Here is a 17,907-nt window from a genome sequence, read left to right as displayed (position 1 = left end):
CCTAAGTTTGCGGAACCGCGCTGATCCGCAAGTCCGGTCCGCTCATGGTGACGTCTTCGACGGTCAACCGGACAGCGTCCGTGATGGTTGACACGCCCGCGTCCAGCACCGCGGCGGGACCGTTCCCGAGCAGCGTTGGCGCGATGTAGGCGAGCACGCGATCGATCCTTCCAGCACGCCAGAACGCACCAGCCACGGTTGCACCACCCTCCAGCAGCACGTCCACCACGCCACGGGCCGCCAGTGCGGTCAGGACGTCGTCGGGGTCGTGCGTGCGCAGGTGTAGCGCGGTGTGCTGGAGTTTGGCTCCATCCGGCAGGTCGCTCATGCCCACGACCACCGGCAACGGCTGGCGGGCCAGCGGAATTCCGTCGGCGTCCCTGGCCGTCAGCGCCGGGTCGTCCTTCCGGACGGTGTTGCCGCCGACGATGATCGCGTCGAGCTTGGTGCGCATGTCGTGGACCTCCTTGCGGGAGGTCTCCGAGCTGATCCACTGGCTGGTGCCGTCCGGTGCCGCGATCCGTCCGTCGAGCGACGCCGCGTACTTCCACGTGACGTGCGGACGCCCCGTGCGCGCGTAGTGCAGCCACGCCCTGAGGGGTCCCTTGCTGACTTCCGTTGCGAGAACGCCGCTCTCGACGGTGATGCCGGCCTCTTCCAGGCGTGCCGCGCCGCCCGCCGCCCTGGGGTTCGGGTCGCTGAGGGCGTGGATGACGTGCTTGATGCCGGCTTCCTGGAGCGCTTCGGTGCACGGCGGCGTGAGGCCGTAGTGCGAACACGGCTCAAGGGTGACCACGGCCGTGCCGCCCTGTGCCTTCGTGCCCGCTTCCTTGAGTGCCATGACCTCGGCGTGCGGACCACCGATGGGCTGCGTGGCACCGAACCCGACGGCTCTGCCGCTCGCGTCCAGGATGACGCACCCGACGGGCGGGTTGGGGCTGGTGGTGCCCCGCACCCGCTCGCTCTCCGCGATGGCGAGCGCCATCGCGTCCTCGGGCGTCACGGGGTACCGGCTGGCTGGGCCCGGGCTGCCTGGGCGCGCAGTGCCTCGACGGCCTTGCCGGGGTCGGCGGCGTCGTACACGGCGGACCCGGCGACGAAGCAGTCCACTCCGGCCTGCGCGGCCTGCTCGATCGTGTCGGCGTTGATGCCGCCGTCGATCTCGACGATCAGCTTGAGGTGCCCGGTGTCGACCAGGCGCCGCGCCTGGCGCACCTTCTCGAGCACGTCCGCCATGAACTTCTGCCCGCCGAAGCCCGGCTCGACCGACATGACCAGCAGCGTGTCGTAGTGCTTGAGCACGTCGACGTACGGCTCCAGCGGCGTACCGGGCTTGACGCTCAGGCCGGCTTTCGCGCCCGCGGCCCGGAGGTTCTGGGCGAGCTTGACCGGGTCCTGCGCCGCCTCGACGTGCACGGTGACGTTGTACGCGCCCGCCTCGGCGTACTCGACGGCCCAGCGGTCCGGGTCTTCGATCATCAGGTGGCAGTCGATCGGGATGTCGGTCACCTTGAGCAGCGACTTCACCACCGGCAGGCCGAGGGTCAGGTTCGGCACGAAGTGGTTGTCCATGACGTCGACGTGGATCCAGTCCGACGTGGGCACCGAGGCGAGCTCGTCGGCGAGGCGCGCGAAGTCGGCGGACAGGATGCTGGGGGCGATCATCGGCGTGTGGACCACAAGGGTGAAGTCTAGGTGTCCAGCAGGTCGAGCAGCCTGCCGGGAGCCTCGTCAGTGACCACCACGACACCCGCCATGGTGAGCGTCGAGACGTGGGTGTTCCACATCGGGTGACGCCGCTTGTCCGCGTTCGCCTGGGGCATGACGACGACCTTGCAGTTCTCGACGCCGATGGCCTCGTTGAGCGCGGTCAGCGCCTGGTTGTCGCCGATGCCCAGCGCCAGCTTCGCCACGGAGTTCGCGCTGGCCGGGGCGAAGATGAACGCGTCCGGCGTGGGGTAGGGCTTGGGCTGGCTCGGCATCCTGGGGTTCCAGCGGATCTCCAGGTCCGTGAGGGCCTGCAACTTGTCCAGCTCGCCCGCCTCCTCGAACCACGGGACGACCGCCGGCGTGAGCGTGATGGCCAGGCGCCAGCCGCGTTGCGCGGCCGGTTCCGCCAGCTCCGTGCGGAACCAGTTCTCGACGCCGCCGCACCCACTTGCGACCAGTCCGAGCAGCCCACGTGTCATGGTGACGATCTTAGGTCGGGCGGCCCGGCCCCTCCGCCGTCACCCGAACCAGTGAACCTGAAGGCCGTTGCACCCCTTGCCGAGCCGACGGGGCCCGAACCTGTCGGACCCCGTCGCTAGCGTCCTTCACGAGCGCTCAAACAGGGCGTCGCAGCACCGCGCAGAACATCGCGTCGGTGCCGTGCAGATGAGGCCAGAGCTGAACGTGCGGCCCTTCCCCGAGGTCCGGAACTCCCGGGAAGAACTCCCGCGCGTCCAGCACTTCCACCTCGGTCCGCCGCGCGACGTCCGTCACCACCCCGACGGTCTCAGAGAGATGAGGTGAGCACACGACATAAGCGACCACGCCGCCAGGACGCACCAGTCGCAACGCCTCGGTGAGCAGCTCGCGCTGCAGCTTCGTGAGCGTGGCGACGTCGGTGGGCTGGCGCCTCCACCGCGCCTCCGGGCGCCGGCGCAGGGCACCGAGACCGGTGCAGGGCGCGTCGACCAGTACCCGGTCGAACGCCCCTTCGACGAAGTCGGTCTCGAGGCCGTCGGCCACGTGCACGGTCACCGGCAGGCCTGAGGTGAGCTTGCGCACGAGCTCGGCGCGGTGGGGCGCCTTCTCGACGGCGATCAGCTCGCCGCCTTCGATGCCGACCAGTGCGGCCAGCAGAGCGGCCTTGCCGCCAGGGCCGGCGCAGAGGTCCAGCCAGCGGTCGTCAGTGCCTCCGTTGTCACCGCCCTCTTTGTCACCACTCTGGAGAGGCGCGCGTGTCAGGGCCAGAGCGCAGAGCTGGCTGCCCTCGTCCTGGACGTTGGCGAGGCGTTCCCGGACGGGCTCGAGATCGCCCGGGTCGCCCGCCCCTGCCTCCAGGTGCACGCCGTAGGGCGAGTACGGCGCCACGTCGCCGCCGGTGATGGCGGCGAGCTCGTCGGCGCTCACCTCGCCCGGACGTGCCACCAGGTGCACGGCCGGCCTGGCGTCGTCGGCTTCCAGGGCGCGCTTCAGCGGCTCCTCGCGGCTGCCGAGGGCCTCCGCGAACGCCTGCGCGATCCAGCGCGGGTGGGCGTGGGTGAAGGCCAGGTTGCCGACCGGGTCGGTGTCCGGGTCGGGCGCGAGCTCGTCGACCCACGCCGCCTCGTCCTGCTCCGCGACCCGGCGCAGGACGGCGTTGACGAAGCCCGCGATCCCGGATCCGAGCTCGGCCCGGACGAGGTCGACGGTCGAGGCGACCGCCGCGTGTGCCGGAATGCGGGTGCGCAGCAGCTGATACGCACCGAGCCGCAGCGCGTCGAGAGCCGAACCGTCCACTTCGGACAGCGGGCGGTCGGAGCACGCCTCGATGACGGCGTCGAGCAGGCCCTGGGCGCGCGCCGAGCCGTAGGTGAGCTCGGTGGCCAGTGCCGCGTCACGGCCGGTGATGCGGCGGTCGCGCAGCATCTGCGGCAGCACGAGGTTCGCGTACGCGTCGCGTTGCCGCACCGCGCGCAGCGTCTCCAGCGCGGCGAGGCGTGCCGGGTCCTCCACGGGCGGCCGGGTGGGTCCGGTGCGCCGGCGCGGCGGATGGGGTCGTTGCGGGCGGGAAGGCTTGGAGGCTCCGCGCGAGTGGCCGGTCATGAGCTGTACTCCCCTGCTCCGGCGCGCACGACGCGCGCCGAGTTCGTGCCGGCCTGCATGTCGGAGCGCGTCATGCGATGCGCTCCCCTGCTTCGATGCGCACGCCGCGGGCCCAGTCGGTGGCGGCCATGCGCTTCTTGCCCTGCGCCTGGACCTCGCCGAGGGCCACGGCGGTGGTCGCCGTGCCCACGAGCACGCGCTTGCGTTCGACGAGGATCTCGCCGGCCGGCAGCGTCACGTCGTCCACCGGCGTCACGGGGCCGAGCTTCAGCCGCTCGCCCCGGAACTCGGCCCACGCGCCGGGTTCCGGCGTCACGGCGCGTGCCAGGCGGTCGATCGCCACGGCGGGCGTGGAGAAGTCGAGGCGTGCGTCCTCGACGGAGATCTTGGCGGCGTAGGTGACGCCGTCGGAGGGCTGGTCGACGGCGCGCAGCGTGCCGTCCTCGATGCCGTCCACAGTGGACAGGAGGAGGTGGGCACCGGACTCGGACAGCCGGGTCAGCAGGTCGCCGGAGGTGTCGCGCTCGCGCACCTTCTCGGTCACCACGCCGAACACCGGGCCGGCGTCGAGTTCCTTGACGATGCGGAAGGTCGAGGCGCCCGTGATGTCGTCGCCGTTGCGCACGGAGGCCTGCACCGGCGCGGCGCCGCGCCACGCGGGCAGCACGGAGAAGTGGAGGTTGACCCAGCCGAACTTCGGGACGTCGAGCGTCCGCTGCGGCAGCAGGTTGCCGTAGGCCACGACCGGGCAGAGGTCGGGTTCGAGCGCGCGCAGGCGGTCCAGGAACTCGGGGTCACCGGCCTTCGCGGGCGTCAGCACCTCGATGCCGTGCTCGTCGGCGAGCGCGCCGACGGGTGAGCGTTCCAGCTTGCGGCCGCGGCCCGAGGGGGCGTCGGGGCGCGTGACCACGGCGACGACGTCGTGGCGGGAGGAGTCGATGAGGGCGCGCAGCGAGGGAAGTGCGACCTCGGGCGTACCGGCGAACACGAGTCGCATGGTCAGCTGGACCTGCCGAAGAGTGGGTGCGGGCTCTGCTTCAAGGTGGGGACCGTACCGTCGAACCACTCGGACTGCCGGATCTCCCTCATCGCCACCTTGCGCGTCTCGGCGTCGAGGCGGTCGAGGAACAGCACACCGTCGAGGTGGTCCGTCTCGTGCTGGATGCAGCGGGCCAGCGTCTCGGTGCCTTCGACCTCGACGGGCTCACCGTGCATGTTCCAGCCCTTCGCCACGACGTGCAGGTGGCGCTTGCAGTCCCACGACATGCCGGGGATGGACAGGCAGCCCTCGGGCCCTTCCTGCATCTCCTCGCCGACCACTTCCCACGTGGGGTTGACGAGGTGTCCCGCGAAGCCGTCGCAGTGGTAGGTGAACACGCGCAGCCCAACGCCCAGCTGGGGCGCGGCGAGTCCCGCTCCGCCGGCGTCCTGCATCGAGTCCCACAGGTCCTTGACGAGGGTGCGCAGTTCCTTGTCGAAGTCGGTGACCTCGACAGCGGCGGTGCGCAGCACCGGGTCGCCGAACAGGCGGATGGGTTGGACGGTCAACGCAGTGCTCCTCGTGGTGGACTGGGAGCCAGTCTACGAGGAGCGCGGTCAGTGTTCTGACGCGCTGCCGAGGAAGATCACGCTCACCAGCGCCACGAGGAAGTGGCCGGTGAACCGCAGGCCCGTCAGCACGGGGCGCAGCAGCGCGTGGAAGTCGAAGTGGGCGGCCGGGGCGCTGGAAACGGTGTGTGTCGTCATGACATGAACTGTGCCGTTCGTGCAGGTCAGCCCACATCGGCTCGGAGTATCGACCCTGCGTCAGCCCGAGGTAGGAAGATCGGGTGCAACACTCGGCCGGAAGGTGGACACCTCCAGGTCATGAGGCTGATGCGACCGAGCTGGGAGGGGGCGGCCGCCGTGCCCGACGACGCCCCGTCGGACGCCGAACTGTGGGCACGGGGTGACGAGCACGCGTTCGGCGAGCTCTTCGACCGCTACGCCGAGGCGGTGTGGAACCACGCCTACCGCCTGACCGCGTCCTGGTCGACGGCGGAGGACCTGACGTCGGTGACGTTCATGACGGCCTGGCGCCGCCGTGCCGAGATGACCCTCGTGCGGGACAGCGCGCTGCCGTGGCTGTTCACCGTGGCGGGCAATCTGGCGCGCTCCGAGTTCCGCCGCAAGGAGAGGTTCACCCGGCTGCTGCTCCGCGTGCCCCGCAACGACGTCCAGCGCGACCACGCGGACGACGTCGTGTCGTCCCTGGACCACGAGGCCCGGCTCAGCCAGGTGCTGCAGGCCGTCGAACGCCTCCCCCGCGCCGAACGGGAGGCCGTGGAGCTCGTCCTGCTGGGCGAGCTGAGCGCCGCGGAAGCCGCCGAGGCCCTCGGCGTGGCCGAGGTGAGCGTCCGCTCACGCATCTCCCGTGCCCGCACCCGCCTGCGCAAGGTGCTCGCCGACGACACCCTGGAGGTGGAGTGATGAAGATCGAACTGCCACCCCGCCGCGCACTGCCCGCGACCGTCAAGGAACGCATGCGCCCGGTCTTCGCCGAGACCAGGACGACCCGTCGCAACCACACCCCGCTGGCCGTCGCCGCCGGCGTCACGCTCCTCATCGCGGGCGGTCTGGTCGTCACGCGGCCGGCAATCCACGAGGTCGATCCCGGCCGCGAGCGGGTCGTCGCTCCTTCGAGCCAGGACGTGGCCCGCTGCCGTGCCGCGATCGAGGACCAGAACTGGTCCTCCACCGAGATGGTCGTTTTCGGGCTGCGCAAGGTCCTCGTCGGCGAGGACGGGCGCTTCTGCGAGCTCACCCTCTCCCGAGCCGGCGTCGCGCCGCCGGGCTTTCAGCCGACCCGGTTGGAGGCGGGCTCGATCACTTACAGGTCCAGCAACGTCATCGCGGGTGTGCCTCCGCTCGGCGCGCGCACCGTGAAGGCCCGCGAGAGCGTCGCCGGAATGCCCCAGCGCTCCTCCAACGGCATCGCCACACCCGACTTCTTCATCGTGCACACGTCGGCCACGATGCTGACCAACGAGCTGGTCTTCGACGAGGAGGCTGTCCCCGTTCAGAGGTTCACGTCAGGGTCCGCGGACAGATTCACGGACAGTTTCGAGAGTGGCGACCATGACCCGTGGGCACCCGTGAACGCCCTCGCCAGGTGCGTCGACAACGCCTTCAACAACAACAGTGCGACCGTCGACGAGCTCCGAGGGTGGGAGCCGCTCCTGGCCGCAGGCCTCGATCGGCGTCGCGGGATGCTGATCGCCCACCGCCGACACCAGGAGTCGGCGACCTGTGCGGTCTCCGAGCCACATCAGAACGGCCTGTCGCTGATCCGTGCGGCGCCTGCGGACCCGGACGCCACCCTGATCGTCGACAGCTACCGAACCGAGTCCGAGGTCTTCCTCGCCGCGCGCACTACCCGCTCCGCACACACCGTCGAGGTGTCGGTCGCAGGCACCGACCCGGTGACCGCGGAGGTCATCGACGGTCAGTTCCTCGCCACGCTGAACTTCACCGGCGGCCAGCCGTACTCACCCACGAACGTGCACGTCGTAGCCCGGAACGCCGCAAATGAAGTCGTCTTCCAGGGTTCCATCGGCTGATCATGTCCCCATGACCTGGATCGCACCCGAAGTCGAACCGGCCGACGAACCACTGCTCGGCGCCGAACGCCCGATGCTGGAAGCGTGGCTCGACCGCCATCGAGCCACCTTCCTGGCCAACTGCGCCGGGCTGTCCGGCGAGCAGCTCGCCATCGCGTCCACCCCGCCGTCGAACCTGACGCTGCTGGGCCTGATCCGCCACCTGACCGACGTGGAGCGGGTCTGGTTCCGCAGGCGTCTGGCGGGCGAGGACGTCACCGGTCGCTACAGCCTGCCCGGCACCTCAGGCGGCTCCTTCGAGGATCTCGACCCGGCCCGCGCCGAGGCCGAGTACGCCTCACTCCTCGCCGAGATGGCCGAGTCCCGCATGGCGGTTGCCACGCGGGACCTCGACGACACCTTCATGCACGAGCGAGTGGGCGAGATCTCGGTGCGCTGGCTCTACATCCACCTGATCGAGGAGTACGCGCAGCACAACGGCCACGCCGACCTCATCCGCGAACGCATCGACGGACGCACCAACAACTAGCCAGGGGAAACGTCTCAGCCCACCTTCACCACGCGGGCGGCACCTCCGCCGCGTCGCGTCGGTTCCGCGACCGCACGCCAACGGCCGTTCGAGGCGCGTTCAACCGCCGTGGCGGCGCCGATCTCGGCGTTCTGACTGAACTTGTGGCCGATGGCCTGCAGGCCCGCGGTGGTCGCGGCGGCGATGAACTCCGCCTCGGCCGGGGTGGTGGCCGCGTTGCGCTGCGAGGCGCGTGGGGCGGCCACGGCGTCACGCAGGGACATGTTGCGGTCTAGGCGTGCGGTCAGGATCTGCGTGACGGTGGTGATGATGGTGGAGCCGCCCGGCGAGCCCACGGCGAGGAGAACCTTGCCGTGGTCCAGGACGATGGTCGGGGCCATGGACGAGCGCGGGCGCTTGCCGGGGCCCGGCAGGTTCGGGTGCGGGACGCCGGCGGTGGGGGCCACGAACTCGAAGTCGGTGAGCTCGTTGTTGAGCAGGAAGCCCCGGCCGGGGACGACGATGCCGCTGCCGCCCTCCGCCTCGATGGTGAGGGTGTAGGCGACCACGTTGCCCCAGCGGTCGGCAGTGGTGAGGTGGGTGGTGCGCTCGGCGTCCTCACGCAGCGCGGAGAGGCCGGCGGTGGCCTCGCACGCCTTGGGGTTGCGCGGGTCGGCGGCCGGCTGCGGTGCGGGCAGCACGCCGTCCGGCTTGATCAGGCACGCGCGGCTGTCGGCGAACTTCTGCGAGAGCAGGCCTTCGGTCGGCACGCGGGAGAAGGCGGGGTCGCCCACCCAGCGCAGGCGGTCGGCGAACGAGAGCTTCGTCGACTCGATGAAGCGGTGCAGGTACTCGACGTCGGAGACCTTCGCGAGGTCGGTCGACTCGAGGATGTTCAGCGCCTCGCCGACGGTCGTGCCGCCGGAGGACGGGGCCGCCATGCCGTAGACGTCGAGGCCGCGATAGCGCGTGTGCGTGGGGTCGCGGCGTTCGACCTGGTAGCGGGCCAGGTCGGAGATCTCCATGGCGCCGGAGCGGATGTTGCGGGTCGAGCCCGGCACGACCGGCGGCTTCTGCACGGCCTTGACCAGGTCACGGCCGACCGCGCCGCCGTACAGCGAGGCCAGCTCGGTGCGGGCCAGTTCGCGGTAGGTGTCGGCGAGCTGCGGGTTGCGGAACGTGCTGCCGACCGCGGGCGCCTGGCCACCTGGCAGGTAGAGGTCGCGGGTCGAGGTGAAGTCGGCGAAGCGGGCGGCGTTGTTCGTGATCTGCGAGTTGAAGGTCTTGTCGACGACGAAACCGCGCCGTGCCAACGCTTCCGCGGGCGCCATGGCCTCGCGCAGGTTCAGCGTGCCCCACTTGCGCAGTGCCTGCTGCCACGTCTTGGGCGTGCCGGGCACGCCGACGGACAGGCCGCTGGTCATCGCCTCGGCGAACGGAAGCGGCTGGCCGTTCTCCACGAACAGCTGGTCGGTCGCGGAGCGCGGCGCGGTCTCCCGGCCGTCCAAAGTGGACACTCGACCGGTGCGGGCGTCGTAGTGGACGAAGAAGCCGCCACCTCCGATGCCGGCGCTGAACGGGTCGGTCACGCCCAGCGCGGCGGCCGTGGCGACGGCGGCGTCGACCGCGTTGCCACCGCGGCGGAGCACGTCGATGCCGATCTGGGAGGCGTCGGGGTCGACGCTGGAGACGGCACCGCCCCAGCCGACCTGCTCGGGCACCCGCGGAGGTGGTTCCGCCGCCTCCGCATGAGCGGGAGCGACCAGTACGACGGAGAGCGTCAGTGCGGCAACCGTTCGCAACATGCGGAAACTTCTACTCCGTTGCGACCAGATGGCAACCTTCCTTGATGAAGGCCTAAGGTGCGGATGTGTCGATCGATCTTGACCGGTTGCGAACGGATTTCGCGAACGTCCCTCTCGACGAGTCGGACCGCGAGGAGGTGCTGCACTCCCTCCTGCGCGAACGCCGGGACGGCGACGCGGACCTGCTGCGCCATCTGCTGGCCGCCGAGACAGCCGCCCACCACGAGGGCTGGGGCCTGAACGAGTCGATGGTCCTGGCCGCGCTGCTGCTGGCCGAGTGCGGCCGCGAGGAGGACGTCTGGACCCTCTGGGAGGCCAAGAACGCCTCGTTCGACACGATGGCGGGCCTCGACGGCTTCCTGCTGTTCCCCGCGGGCATCGCGGGCACGACGGCGCACGTCATCGCGAGCGAGAACCACCCCGAGCGCGGCGACCTCATGACCTACATGAGCGAGTACCTCGAGTACGAGCAGCTGACCGACGACGACATCCGCGAGCACATCGCCGGCCTCCGCTCCCACTACGCCCAGCCTTAGAAGATCCAGCCTTAAAGCACCTCGAGCGGATCCAGCTTGATCCGCACCAGCTCCTGCTCCTTGCGCGCCGTCCGCACGGCCTGCGCCTCGGCGAGCACGGCGGCCAGCTGACGCCCCTCGCCCCGCGCGACCCGCACCAGCGCCCGTTCCTTCGTCTCGTCGTCGCCCAGCGGCACCGGCCCGAGAACCTCACCGGTGGACGGCAGCCGGAGCTCGTCGAGCAGGGCGTTCACCGCGTCCGGGGTGCCGTCGACGGTCGCCATCCGCACCGCGGGCGGAAAACCGAGCTCGGTCCGCGCGGCCAGCTCGGTGGAGGCGTGCCACACCGGGTCCCACCGAACCAGCGCCTGCACCGGCGTGAGGGACGAGTCCGCGATGACCACCACCCGCCCGTTGCCCGGCCGCACCAGCCCGGCCGCGGTCATCCAGCGCCGCAGTGCCTCCTCGGACGCCCTGAGGTCCGCCCGCCCGAGCAACGCCCACCCGTCGAGCAACAACACCGCCCCGTAGCCCCCCTCGGCCACCGGTTCGGCACCAGGCGTGGCCACCACCAGGGAAGGCCTGCCCGGCACCTTGGTCAGCACCTCGTCGGCCCCACTGGTCCGCACCGGAAACCCGGGAAACGCCCGCCCCAGCTCCTCCGCCGTGCGCCGAGCCCCGATGATCTGCCCCCGAAGCTTGCGCGACCCGCACGTAGGACACCGGAACCCGGCCTCCGTAGCCGCACACCACCGGCAGTACGCGGGCTTGGGCGAGCCGTCCTCCATCCCGCCGGGCAGAGCCAGCGGCCCCGCACACCGCCGGCACCGAGCCGGCCCACGACACTGCCCGCAAGCAAGCGCGGGCACGTAACCACGACGCGGCACCTGAATGAGCACCGGCGAATCGGTGAGCGCGAACCGCGCCGCGTCAAAGGCGATCGACGGCAGTCGCGCGGTGCGAGCCGCCGAGTCCTTGACGTCCTGCCACTCGTTGTCGCCGACCGACACCACCCGCGGCGCAATCGCCCGCAGCGTCTCCCGCGACGCCACGATCTCATGCGCCCACCCTGTCTCGACGAGCAACTGCGCCTCAGCCGTACGAGCAAAACCGCCGATCAGCAACGCAGCACCGGACATGTGCGCACGCTGCACCAACACATCACGCACGTTCGGATACGGCGAGCGCTGCTCCACGTGAAGGTCGTCGCCGTCGTCCCACACCACCAGCAGCCCGGGGTCCTCGATGGGAGCGAACGCCGTCGCCCGCGTGCCGACCACCACCCGCGCCACGCCCCGGCGCACCGCCAGCCACCGCTTGTAGCGCTCCGACGGCCCCAGGTCCGCCGACAACGTCACCACGCCCTCGATCAGCCTGCCGCACGCCTCAGCGACCCGCGCGAGGTCGCGATGGTCGGGGACGACGATGACCACACCTTTGCCGGTGGAAGCGACCGAGGCAGCCGCCTCGGCCAGACGGGCGGGCCAGTCCTCGGACGGCAGGGCCTGCCAGACGGCGTGGGCGGGGCGGCCTTCGCGCAGGGCCTCCAGGTACTTGGGGCCGCGCGGGTAGCGCGACCAGGCGTCGGCGGGAACCGACGGCAGCTGGGAGCGCTCCGGCGAGTGCTCGTCCACCGTGACGTCCTCGGCAGGTACCTCCGCCGGTGCGGCGGAAGCATCCGCGGGCGCTTCGGTCGCCGGTGCGGACTCCGCAGGCTCCACCAGCTCGGCGGCGGGCTGCTGTCCCACCCATGCCGGGACCTGGGGCAGCGGTGGCGGTTCGGGAGAGGCGGCGGCTTCCGCGCGGGCGTGGCGGGGTGGGATGGCCAGGCGCAACACGTCCATCATGTTGCCCGCGTACCTGTCGGCGACGGCGCGGGCCAGGGCGGCGATCTCCGGGGTCAGCACCGGTTCCGGGGAGACGACCTTTTCGATGAAGGCCAGCTTCTTCTCGTATTCGGAGCTTTCGGCGCGCTCCAGCAGGTAGCCGTCGACCAGTTGGCCTGCGAAACGGACTCGGACCCGACAGCCGGGCACGGCGACTGAGTCCAGTTCGGACGGTACCGAGTAGTCGAAGGGGCGGTCCAGGTGGGCCAGCGGCACGTCCACCACGATTCGGGCGACCGGCAGCGACGCCGCGGGGACTCGTTCCCCTCGTCTTGCTCCGGTCTTCGCGCTCATGCCTCCTGGTGTATCAGACAGCCCCGACAGTCACGCGTTGCGCCTCACCAAACCGGTGAAGCCCGCCACGAACAGGGTGGCGAACGCCCAGGCCAGGATCTGCAGCAGCCAGGTCGAGGCCAGTACGAACTGGCCGGCGCCGGAGGGGTCCACGGTGCACCGGGTCGCGTCCACCTTGACCAGCGGCGTTGCCACGTTCAGGGCGTAGCCGACCTGTTCCACGACCGAGCAGCGGACCGCGCCGGACAGCAGCACGACGGCCACCGAGACCGCCAGCACCCCGGCCAGCCACACCAGCGCGAGGCCGGGGCGGTAGCCGTGCCCGACGGTCACGCCGCGGATGAGGTGCCACGTACGCCCCCACCGCGAGAGGCGGCCGCGGCGACGCAGATCACGTTGCTGGGCAACGCGGATCCGCCGCACATCGCGTTCGTGCCCGGCGGCCTGATGCGCTGCGGCGAGCTGGACCCACGGCTGTGTCGCGTAGTTGGGCGTGCGCGTCGCCAACAACGACAGCCATTCGTCCACTGTGGCGTCTCGTGGCAACCCCTCGTAGGTCAGCCCTTCGAATTGCACGTCGCCGTCGATCACGCTCAACGGCATCAGCAGCTCCTTGCCCACACGCACGTGCCGCAGGTCGAGCGCGACGCCGGGCGAGCTGAACCGGCCCTCGCGAAGGACGAGCTGCCCGTCCACCCGAGTGCCGCGCATCCGCACCGCCGCATGACTGCCGCCCGAGACCTCGCACCCGTGTGACAGGAAGATCAGGTCGCCGACCTGCATGTCCACCAGGTACAACCCCGCCTCGAACCGCCCGCCGCGGCACGTCAGCACCGCCGCGACGCGCGATCCGCTCAGCGTCACCGAACCCGCCGCGTGGAAGCCCTCGTCGAGGTAGACACTGCCGCCGATGCGCATGTGCAGCGCGTCGACCGACTCCTCCGCACTCAGCCGGGCCCCGCTCAGCCGCAGGTCGTGATCCACGGTCAGACCGCCGGCGTGCACCGAAGGCGCCACCAGGCCGCGCAGGTCCAGCAACGAGAACTGCGCGCGGTTGAGCAACACGGGCTGCTCGGTCGTGCAGTCGTGCAGCACCAACGGGCGTTTCGCCACCACGTCGGACAGGTCGAGCTGACCTGTGATCCGCGCTCCGACGAGCTTCAACCCCGCCGGATCCAGCGACTCGTGATCGATCATCCGCCGCCGGATCTCGTCCCCCGTGATCTCCACGGGCCAGACGTTAGCCGGAGATCGACTCGTGGCCGTTCTCGATGTGACCACACAGACGGCGACGGAACGTCGGCTCCTCCTCCACCGTCACGGTCAGGTCGTACCAGCCGGAGTTCATGACGGTCAGCCACGGGATGACGTGCCGATGTCCCGGCCTCACCACGTACCGCCGCCGCCCCAGCACGAACGTCAGACGCGACGACCCGGAGTTCTCGAACGTCAACGTCAGCACACGGCTGTATCCACGCACCGACGACGACACCCGCGCACGGTCAGTAGACGAGCCGACGAATTCACGGCGGAAGCCGTTGGGACCCAGCAACACCAGGTCGTGGTCACCGGGGACCTCAAGAGAGGCGGAAGAGGCAACGTCGAAGTGCTGCGGCACCGCGAACTGCCCCGAGTACGGATACAGCGCGAGGTGCGCGGAAGCCGATCCGGAGTTCGACATCTCCAACCGCGACCCGCGCAACGACGCGTCAGGCTGGTACGGCAGAGCGCGCGCACGTCGCCGTCCCGCCTCCTGCTCCGGCATCTTCTGCGACGACGGGGGCGCGGGACGCCACCGCGGCGAGGCGGGCGGCACCGCCGCGGGCTCACCGACCTCGGGCCACGTGCGGCGCCGGTCGAAGTCGAACGTCGAGGTCAGGTCACCCGCCACGGTCCGGCGCCACGCGGAGATCTCCTCCGAGCGAACCCCGGTCCACCGCTCGAGGAACTGCGTCATCGACGTGTGGTCGAACACCTGCGAGTTCACGTACCCACCGACAGACCACGGCGACACGACCGTCATCGGCACACGCGTACCCAAGCCCAACGGCCGGTCACCCACGTACTCATCAGTCACCGACAACGGCGGGCGCGGCGGCGGCACGTGGTCGTAGAAGCCGTCGTTCTCGTCGTAGGTGATGAACAGGACCGTCGACTCCCACACGTCCTGGTTGGAGGCCAACGCGTCGAGCACCTGGTAGGTGATCGAGGCGGACGCGGCGGGTGACGACGCGCCGGGGTGCTCGGAGTCCACAGAGGACGGAACCAGGTACGACACCGCGGGCAGACGGCCACCCTCGACGTCCGCCCGGAACGCCTCACCCAGACCGCGCGGCTTCACCCGGTGCAGTCCCCTGTCGTACAAGGACTTCTCGGCAGCGGTCAGCTTCGACAGGTCGATCGACCCGATCAGGGCCGGGTCCCCGGTCCCGTACAGCTTGTCCAGCGACTTGAACCCGGCCGGCAGCACCTTGCGCGCGATCTCCTTGAACCGCACGTAGAACTCCAGGTTGTTGTCCTGGAAGTTGTCCCACTCCTGGTAGACGCGCCACGACTTGCCCGCCGCCTCAAGACGTTCGGGATAGGCCTTCCACGTGTATCCGGCGTGCGTGTCTTCGCTGTATGCCGCGTTGCCGGTCGCACGACCACCAGAGGGCTCAAAACCAGTGTATCCGGACACCCAGTAGTTCCGATTGGGCGAAGTGGAGGACGGCACCGAACAGTGGTACGCGTCGCACAGCGTGAAGGTGTCCGCCAGCTCGTAGTGGAACGGGATGTCCTGCCGTGTGTAGAACGCCATCGTCGCCGCGGTCTTCGCCGGCACCCAGTTGTCGTTCCACCCGCCGCGCAACGCCGAGTGCCCGCCGTTCCAGCTGTGGTCCAGGTCGCCGATGTACTGGATGTCACGCCCGGACGCCGCCTCACGCACCGGGAACGGCAGCACGCCCGACTGGTTGAACACCCCACGCAACGCGTTCCGGTCGGAGAAGCCCCGCACGCCACGAAGAGTTCCGTAGTAGTGGTCGAACGAACGGTTCTCCTGCATCAACAGCACGACGTGCTTGATCGCGCGCAACCCTCCCGCACGGGGTTCACGGGCCAATGCGGCGTACACCGACGGCGGCAGCAGCGTGCCCGCGCCAGCAGCGGCGACGGCAGCCATGAACCCACGACGAGAGAGCGACATGAAACGAGTTTCTAGCCTCCGGACGTGTCGCGGAACCGACCCGCGTATGAACAAAGGCCCCGGATGACCGGGGCCTTTGTTCACAGATCACATCAACGGCGTCAGGCGGCGGCGATAGCAGCGGCCACGCTCTGACGGGCGTCGAGCAGCCCCTTGCCGCACTGCGCGGCAGCAGGCAGCACCTTTGCCTTCAGGTGCAGCAGCACCTGCGCGGGCGTCAGCAACGCCTTGCCGTGCTGCACACGGGCGTGCTGCATCAACGCCACGACACCGGCCACGTGCGGGGTCGCCATGCTGGTGCCCTGGTAGTGCTTGTAGATCGACGCGGCAGGCACCGTCGCACCGTTGTTCAACGTCGACAGCACTCCGTTCGCGGCCAGCGGCGACGTCTCACCGCCCGGCGCGCACACCTCGATCGTGGCACCGAAGTTCGCGTACGAGGCGCGGTTGGCCTGGCGGTCCGTGGCACCCGTGGTGATCACGCCGACGCAGTTGGCCGGAGTGGCTCCCGAGGCGTTCGCGGCAGAGTTGCCCGCCGCGACCACAACGGTCGCACGGTGCACGTTGCGGGCGGTGTTGATCGCGTTCTGCAACGTCGCGGGGCAGGCCGCGGAGGGACCGCCGAGCGACAGGTTCAGCACCTTCGCCGGGTTGGGGTTCGCCGGAGCGCCGGGAACAGCGCCACCCGCGGCCCACACGATGCCGGCCGCGATGTCCGCCAAGGTGCCACCACACGTGCCGAGAACACGCACAGGCACGACCTTGGCCAACGGTGCAACGCCCGTGACACCGGTCGCGTTGTTCCGCAGCGCCGCCACGGTGCCCGCGACGTGCAGCCCGTGCCAGCTCGACGGCCGTGCGGACGTACCCGGCCCGCACTGCCCAGCGGCACGCCAGTCGCCCTGGTCCGTCGGGTTGGCGTCCCGCCCGGTGCCGTCCTTCGCGTACACCGCGTTGCTGATGAAGTCGTAGCCACCGATGTAGTTGGCGCTCATGTCGGGGTGCGCGGTGCGGCCGGTGTCGATCACCGCGACCCGCTGACCCGACCCGGACGGCCCGAGGTCCCACGCGGGCGACAGCTGGATGCCGCCGGTCGCCTCCCAGTAGTGCCACTGCTGCGGCCACATCGGGTCGTTCGGCACGGCCGTCGTCTCGAGCACGATGTTCGGCTCGGCGTACTCGACGTCACCGCGCGCCATCAGCACCCGGATCGACTCGGCGGCGTCGCGGGAGGCGAGCACCTCGGCGCCGTCCGTGGCGTCCGCGACGGCCCGCGTCCGCGACTGGGTCAGCGCGTCCCCTCGCGACGCGCCCTCGCGGAACTTGACGATGATCTCCTGCTCGGGCTCCTCGTCCTGGGCGGCCGCGGTCAGCGGCGTCACCGTCAGCGCCATCACGGCGCCCAGCAGAACTGCCATGCCGGTTCTCATGATCTTTCTCCCCTTCGCAGCGGACTGACGGCGAGAAGGAGAGACCCGCGTGGTTGTGGCCCGGATGCGGTCGCCACAACCGATCCACAACAGCATCCGCGTACTCACGTGCACAACGTCTTCAAGGGGGAACGACATGCTGCAACTCATCCTCGCGGCCGCACTGGCCGCATCAGGAACCGCCGCCGCACCGGATCCCGCGACCACCGCGCGGATCGAGGCCGGCAGGCTCGTCATCACCGGGGCGCCTGCCCGCGCCAGCCAGATCCACGTCTCCGGCACCACCATCAGCGATGCCGGCACGATGCGGGCGGGTACCGGGTGCACGCGCCTGTCGGCCTCACGCGTCCAGTGCGCGCAAGTGCAAAAGGTCGTCATCTACCTCGGCAACCGCAACGACACGGTCCTCTACGACAGCGCGGTGCCCACCGAGCAGCACGGCGGTGACGGCAACGACTCGCTGCACGGCGGTTCGGGCGCGGACGTGCTGCAGGGCGGCGACGGCAACGACACCATCACCGGCGGTCTGGGCCCCGACCAGCTGTTCGGCGGGGACGGCGACGACGTGCTGGACGAGCCGCAAGCCGACGCGGGCGGCAACTTCCTGCAGGGCGGCTACGGCAACGACAAGATCGACGGCGCCAAGCTGAACATGCGCGACAAGGCCGACTTCAGCGACCACGCCGAGGGCATGACGATCGACCTCGCGGCGGGCAGCGCGTCCAGGCCGGGCGAGGTCGACGAGCTCAAGAACGTCCAGGACGTCTACGGCACCCAGGGCGACGACGTGCTCAGCGGCAACGCCTGGCCCAACAAGATGTACGGCCTCGGCGGCACCGACACCTGCACGGAGGGTCAGTACGACCTGTGCGTTCAGTGAGTTCGCCCGGT

Annotated in this window: 17 protein-coding genes; 5 read left to right on the top strand and 12 right to left on the bottom strand. The window is 70.3% G+C overall.

All coding sequences use genetic code 11. The annotated features are described in order from the left end of the window. Window position 1: 1 nt before the first annotated feature. The 7 genes from ribD to ACWGE0_RS16755 form a co-directional block, all read right to left on the bottom strand. Window positions 2-985: a bifunctional diaminohydroxyphosphoribosylaminopyrimidine deaminase/5-amino-6-(5-phosphoribosylamino)uracil reductase RibD gene (ribD, locus tag ACWGE0_RS16785; protein ID WP_452261890.1), complete on the bottom strand. Its 984-nt coding sequence runs from the start codon at window positions 983-985 to the stop codon at window positions 2-4. A gap of 14 nt (window positions 986-999) precedes the next feature. After that, window positions 1,000-1,665: a ribulose-phosphate 3-epimerase gene (gene rpe / locus ACWGE0_RS16780; protein WP_452261777.1), complete on the bottom strand. Its 666-nt coding sequence runs from the start codon at window positions 1,663-1,665 to the stop codon at window positions 1,000-1,002. Between the two features lie 26 nt (window positions 1,666-1,691). Continuing rightward, window positions 1,692-2,189, bottom strand: coding sequence for a flavoprotein (locus tag ACWGE0_RS16775; RefSeq protein WP_452261776.1), 498 nt, complete (start codon window positions 2,187-2,189; stop codon window positions 1,692-1,694). 136 nt (window positions 2,190-2,325) lie between these two features. Further along, entirely contained in the window at window positions 2,326-3,792 is a 1,467-nt protein-coding gene (locus ACWGE0_RS16770; RefSeq protein ID WP_452261775.1) for an RsmB/NOP family class I SAM-dependent RNA methyltransferase, read from the bottom strand. Between the two features lie 70 nt (window positions 3,793-3,862). Beyond that, window positions 3,863-4,789 (bottom strand): methionyl-tRNA formyltransferase, encoded by a 927-nt coding sequence (fmt, locus tag ACWGE0_RS16765; protein ID WP_452261774.1) that lies wholly within the window; start codon window positions 4,787-4,789, stop codon window positions 3,863-3,865. A gap of 2 nt (window positions 4,790-4,791) precedes the next feature. Further along, window positions 4,792-5,340, bottom strand: a complete 549-nt coding sequence (gene def / locus ACWGE0_RS16760) for a peptide deformylase (protein WP_452261773.1) — start codon at window positions 5,338-5,340, stop codon at window positions 4,792-4,794. Between the two features lie 48 nt (window positions 5,341-5,388). Further along, window positions 5,389-5,538: a hypothetical protein gene (locus tag ACWGE0_RS16755; protein ID WP_452261772.1), complete on the bottom strand. Its 150-nt coding sequence runs from the start codon at window positions 5,536-5,538 to the stop codon at window positions 5,389-5,391. Window positions 5,539-5,658: 120 nt separating this feature from the next. Between ACWGE0_RS16755 and ACWGE0_RS16750 the strand changes: the two genes are divergently transcribed. The 3 genes from ACWGE0_RS16750 to ACWGE0_RS16740 are packed head-to-tail and all read left to right on the top strand — an operon-like array spanning window position 5,659 to window position 7,920. Further along, a complete protein-coding gene (locus ACWGE0_RS16750) occupies window positions 5,659-6,261 on the top strand; it encodes an RNA polymerase sigma factor (RefSeq protein WP_452261771.1) in 603 nt (200 codons plus the stop codon). After that, a complete protein-coding gene (locus tag ACWGE0_RS16745) occupies window positions 6,261-7,391 on the top strand; it encodes a hypothetical protein (RefSeq protein ID WP_452261770.1) in 1,131 nt (376 codons plus the stop codon). The genes ACWGE0_RS16750 and ACWGE0_RS16745 overlap by 1 nt, the downstream gene beginning before the upstream one ends. Window positions 7,392-7,401: 10 nt before the next feature. Further along, complete coding sequence (locus tag ACWGE0_RS16740; protein WP_452261769.1) at window positions 7,402-7,920, top strand: DinB family protein; 519 nt, start codon at window positions 7,402-7,404, stop codon at window positions 7,918-7,920. A gap of 14 nt (window positions 7,921-7,934) precedes the next feature. Here ACWGE0_RS16740 and ggt read toward each other — a convergent pair whose 3' ends face one another. Beyond that, window positions 7,935-9,704, bottom strand: coding sequence for a gamma-glutamyltransferase (gene ggt / locus ACWGE0_RS16735; protein WP_452261768.1), 1,770 nt, complete (start codon window positions 9,702-9,704; stop codon window positions 7,935-7,937). 65 nt (window positions 9,705-9,769) lie between these two features. On the opposite strand from ggt, the gene ACWGE0_RS16730 reads away from it, so the two are divergent. Next, window positions 9,770-10,240 carry a hypothetical protein gene (locus ACWGE0_RS16730; protein ID WP_452261767.1) on the top strand — a complete coding sequence of 157 codons (471 nt, stop codon included), beginning with the start codon at window positions 9,770-9,772 and terminating at the stop codon, window positions 10,238-10,240. Between the two features lie 11 nt (window positions 10,241-10,251). Here the strand turns inward: ACWGE0_RS16730 and ACWGE0_RS16725 are convergent, their stop codons facing one another. The 4 genes from ACWGE0_RS16725 to ACWGE0_RS16710 form a co-directional block, all read right to left on the bottom strand. Next, complete coding sequence (locus ACWGE0_RS16725; protein WP_452261766.1) at window positions 10,252-12,399, bottom strand: primosomal protein N'; 2,148 nt, start codon at window positions 12,397-12,399, stop codon at window positions 10,252-10,254. A 30-nt stretch (window positions 12,400-12,429) separates the two neighbouring features. Next, window positions 12,430-13,629, bottom strand: a complete 1,200-nt coding sequence (locus tag ACWGE0_RS16720) for a hypothetical protein (RefSeq protein ID WP_452261765.1) — start codon at window positions 13,627-13,629, stop codon at window positions 12,430-12,432. A 10-nt stretch (window positions 13,630-13,639) separates the two neighbouring features. Continuing rightward, window positions 13,640-15,586 carry a phosphocholine-specific phospholipase C gene (locus tag ACWGE0_RS16715; protein ID WP_452261764.1) on the bottom strand — a complete coding sequence of 649 codons (1,947 nt, stop codon included), beginning with the start codon at window positions 15,584-15,586 and terminating at the stop codon, window positions 13,640-13,642. A 101-nt stretch (window positions 15,587-15,687) separates the two neighbouring features. Then, complete coding sequence (locus ACWGE0_RS16710; protein ID WP_452261763.1) at window positions 15,688-17,016, bottom strand: S8 family serine peptidase; 1,329 nt, start codon at window positions 17,014-17,016, stop codon at window positions 15,688-15,690. A gap of 136 nt (window positions 17,017-17,152) precedes the next feature. Here ACWGE0_RS16710 and ACWGE0_RS16705 point away from each other — a divergent pair, with 136 nt between their 5' ends. Then, on the top strand, window positions 17,153-17,896 hold the full coding sequence (locus ACWGE0_RS16705; protein WP_452261762.1) for a hypothetical protein: 744 nt from the start codon (window positions 17,153-17,155) through the stop codon (window positions 17,894-17,896). The last annotated feature ends 11 nt before the right edge of the window (window positions 17,897-17,907 follow it).

The organism is Lentzea sp. NPDC054927, assembly GCF_053610285.1.
The sequence above is the reverse complement of the archived record's forward strand: the minus strand, read 5'-3'. Positions and strand labels throughout refer to the sequence as shown.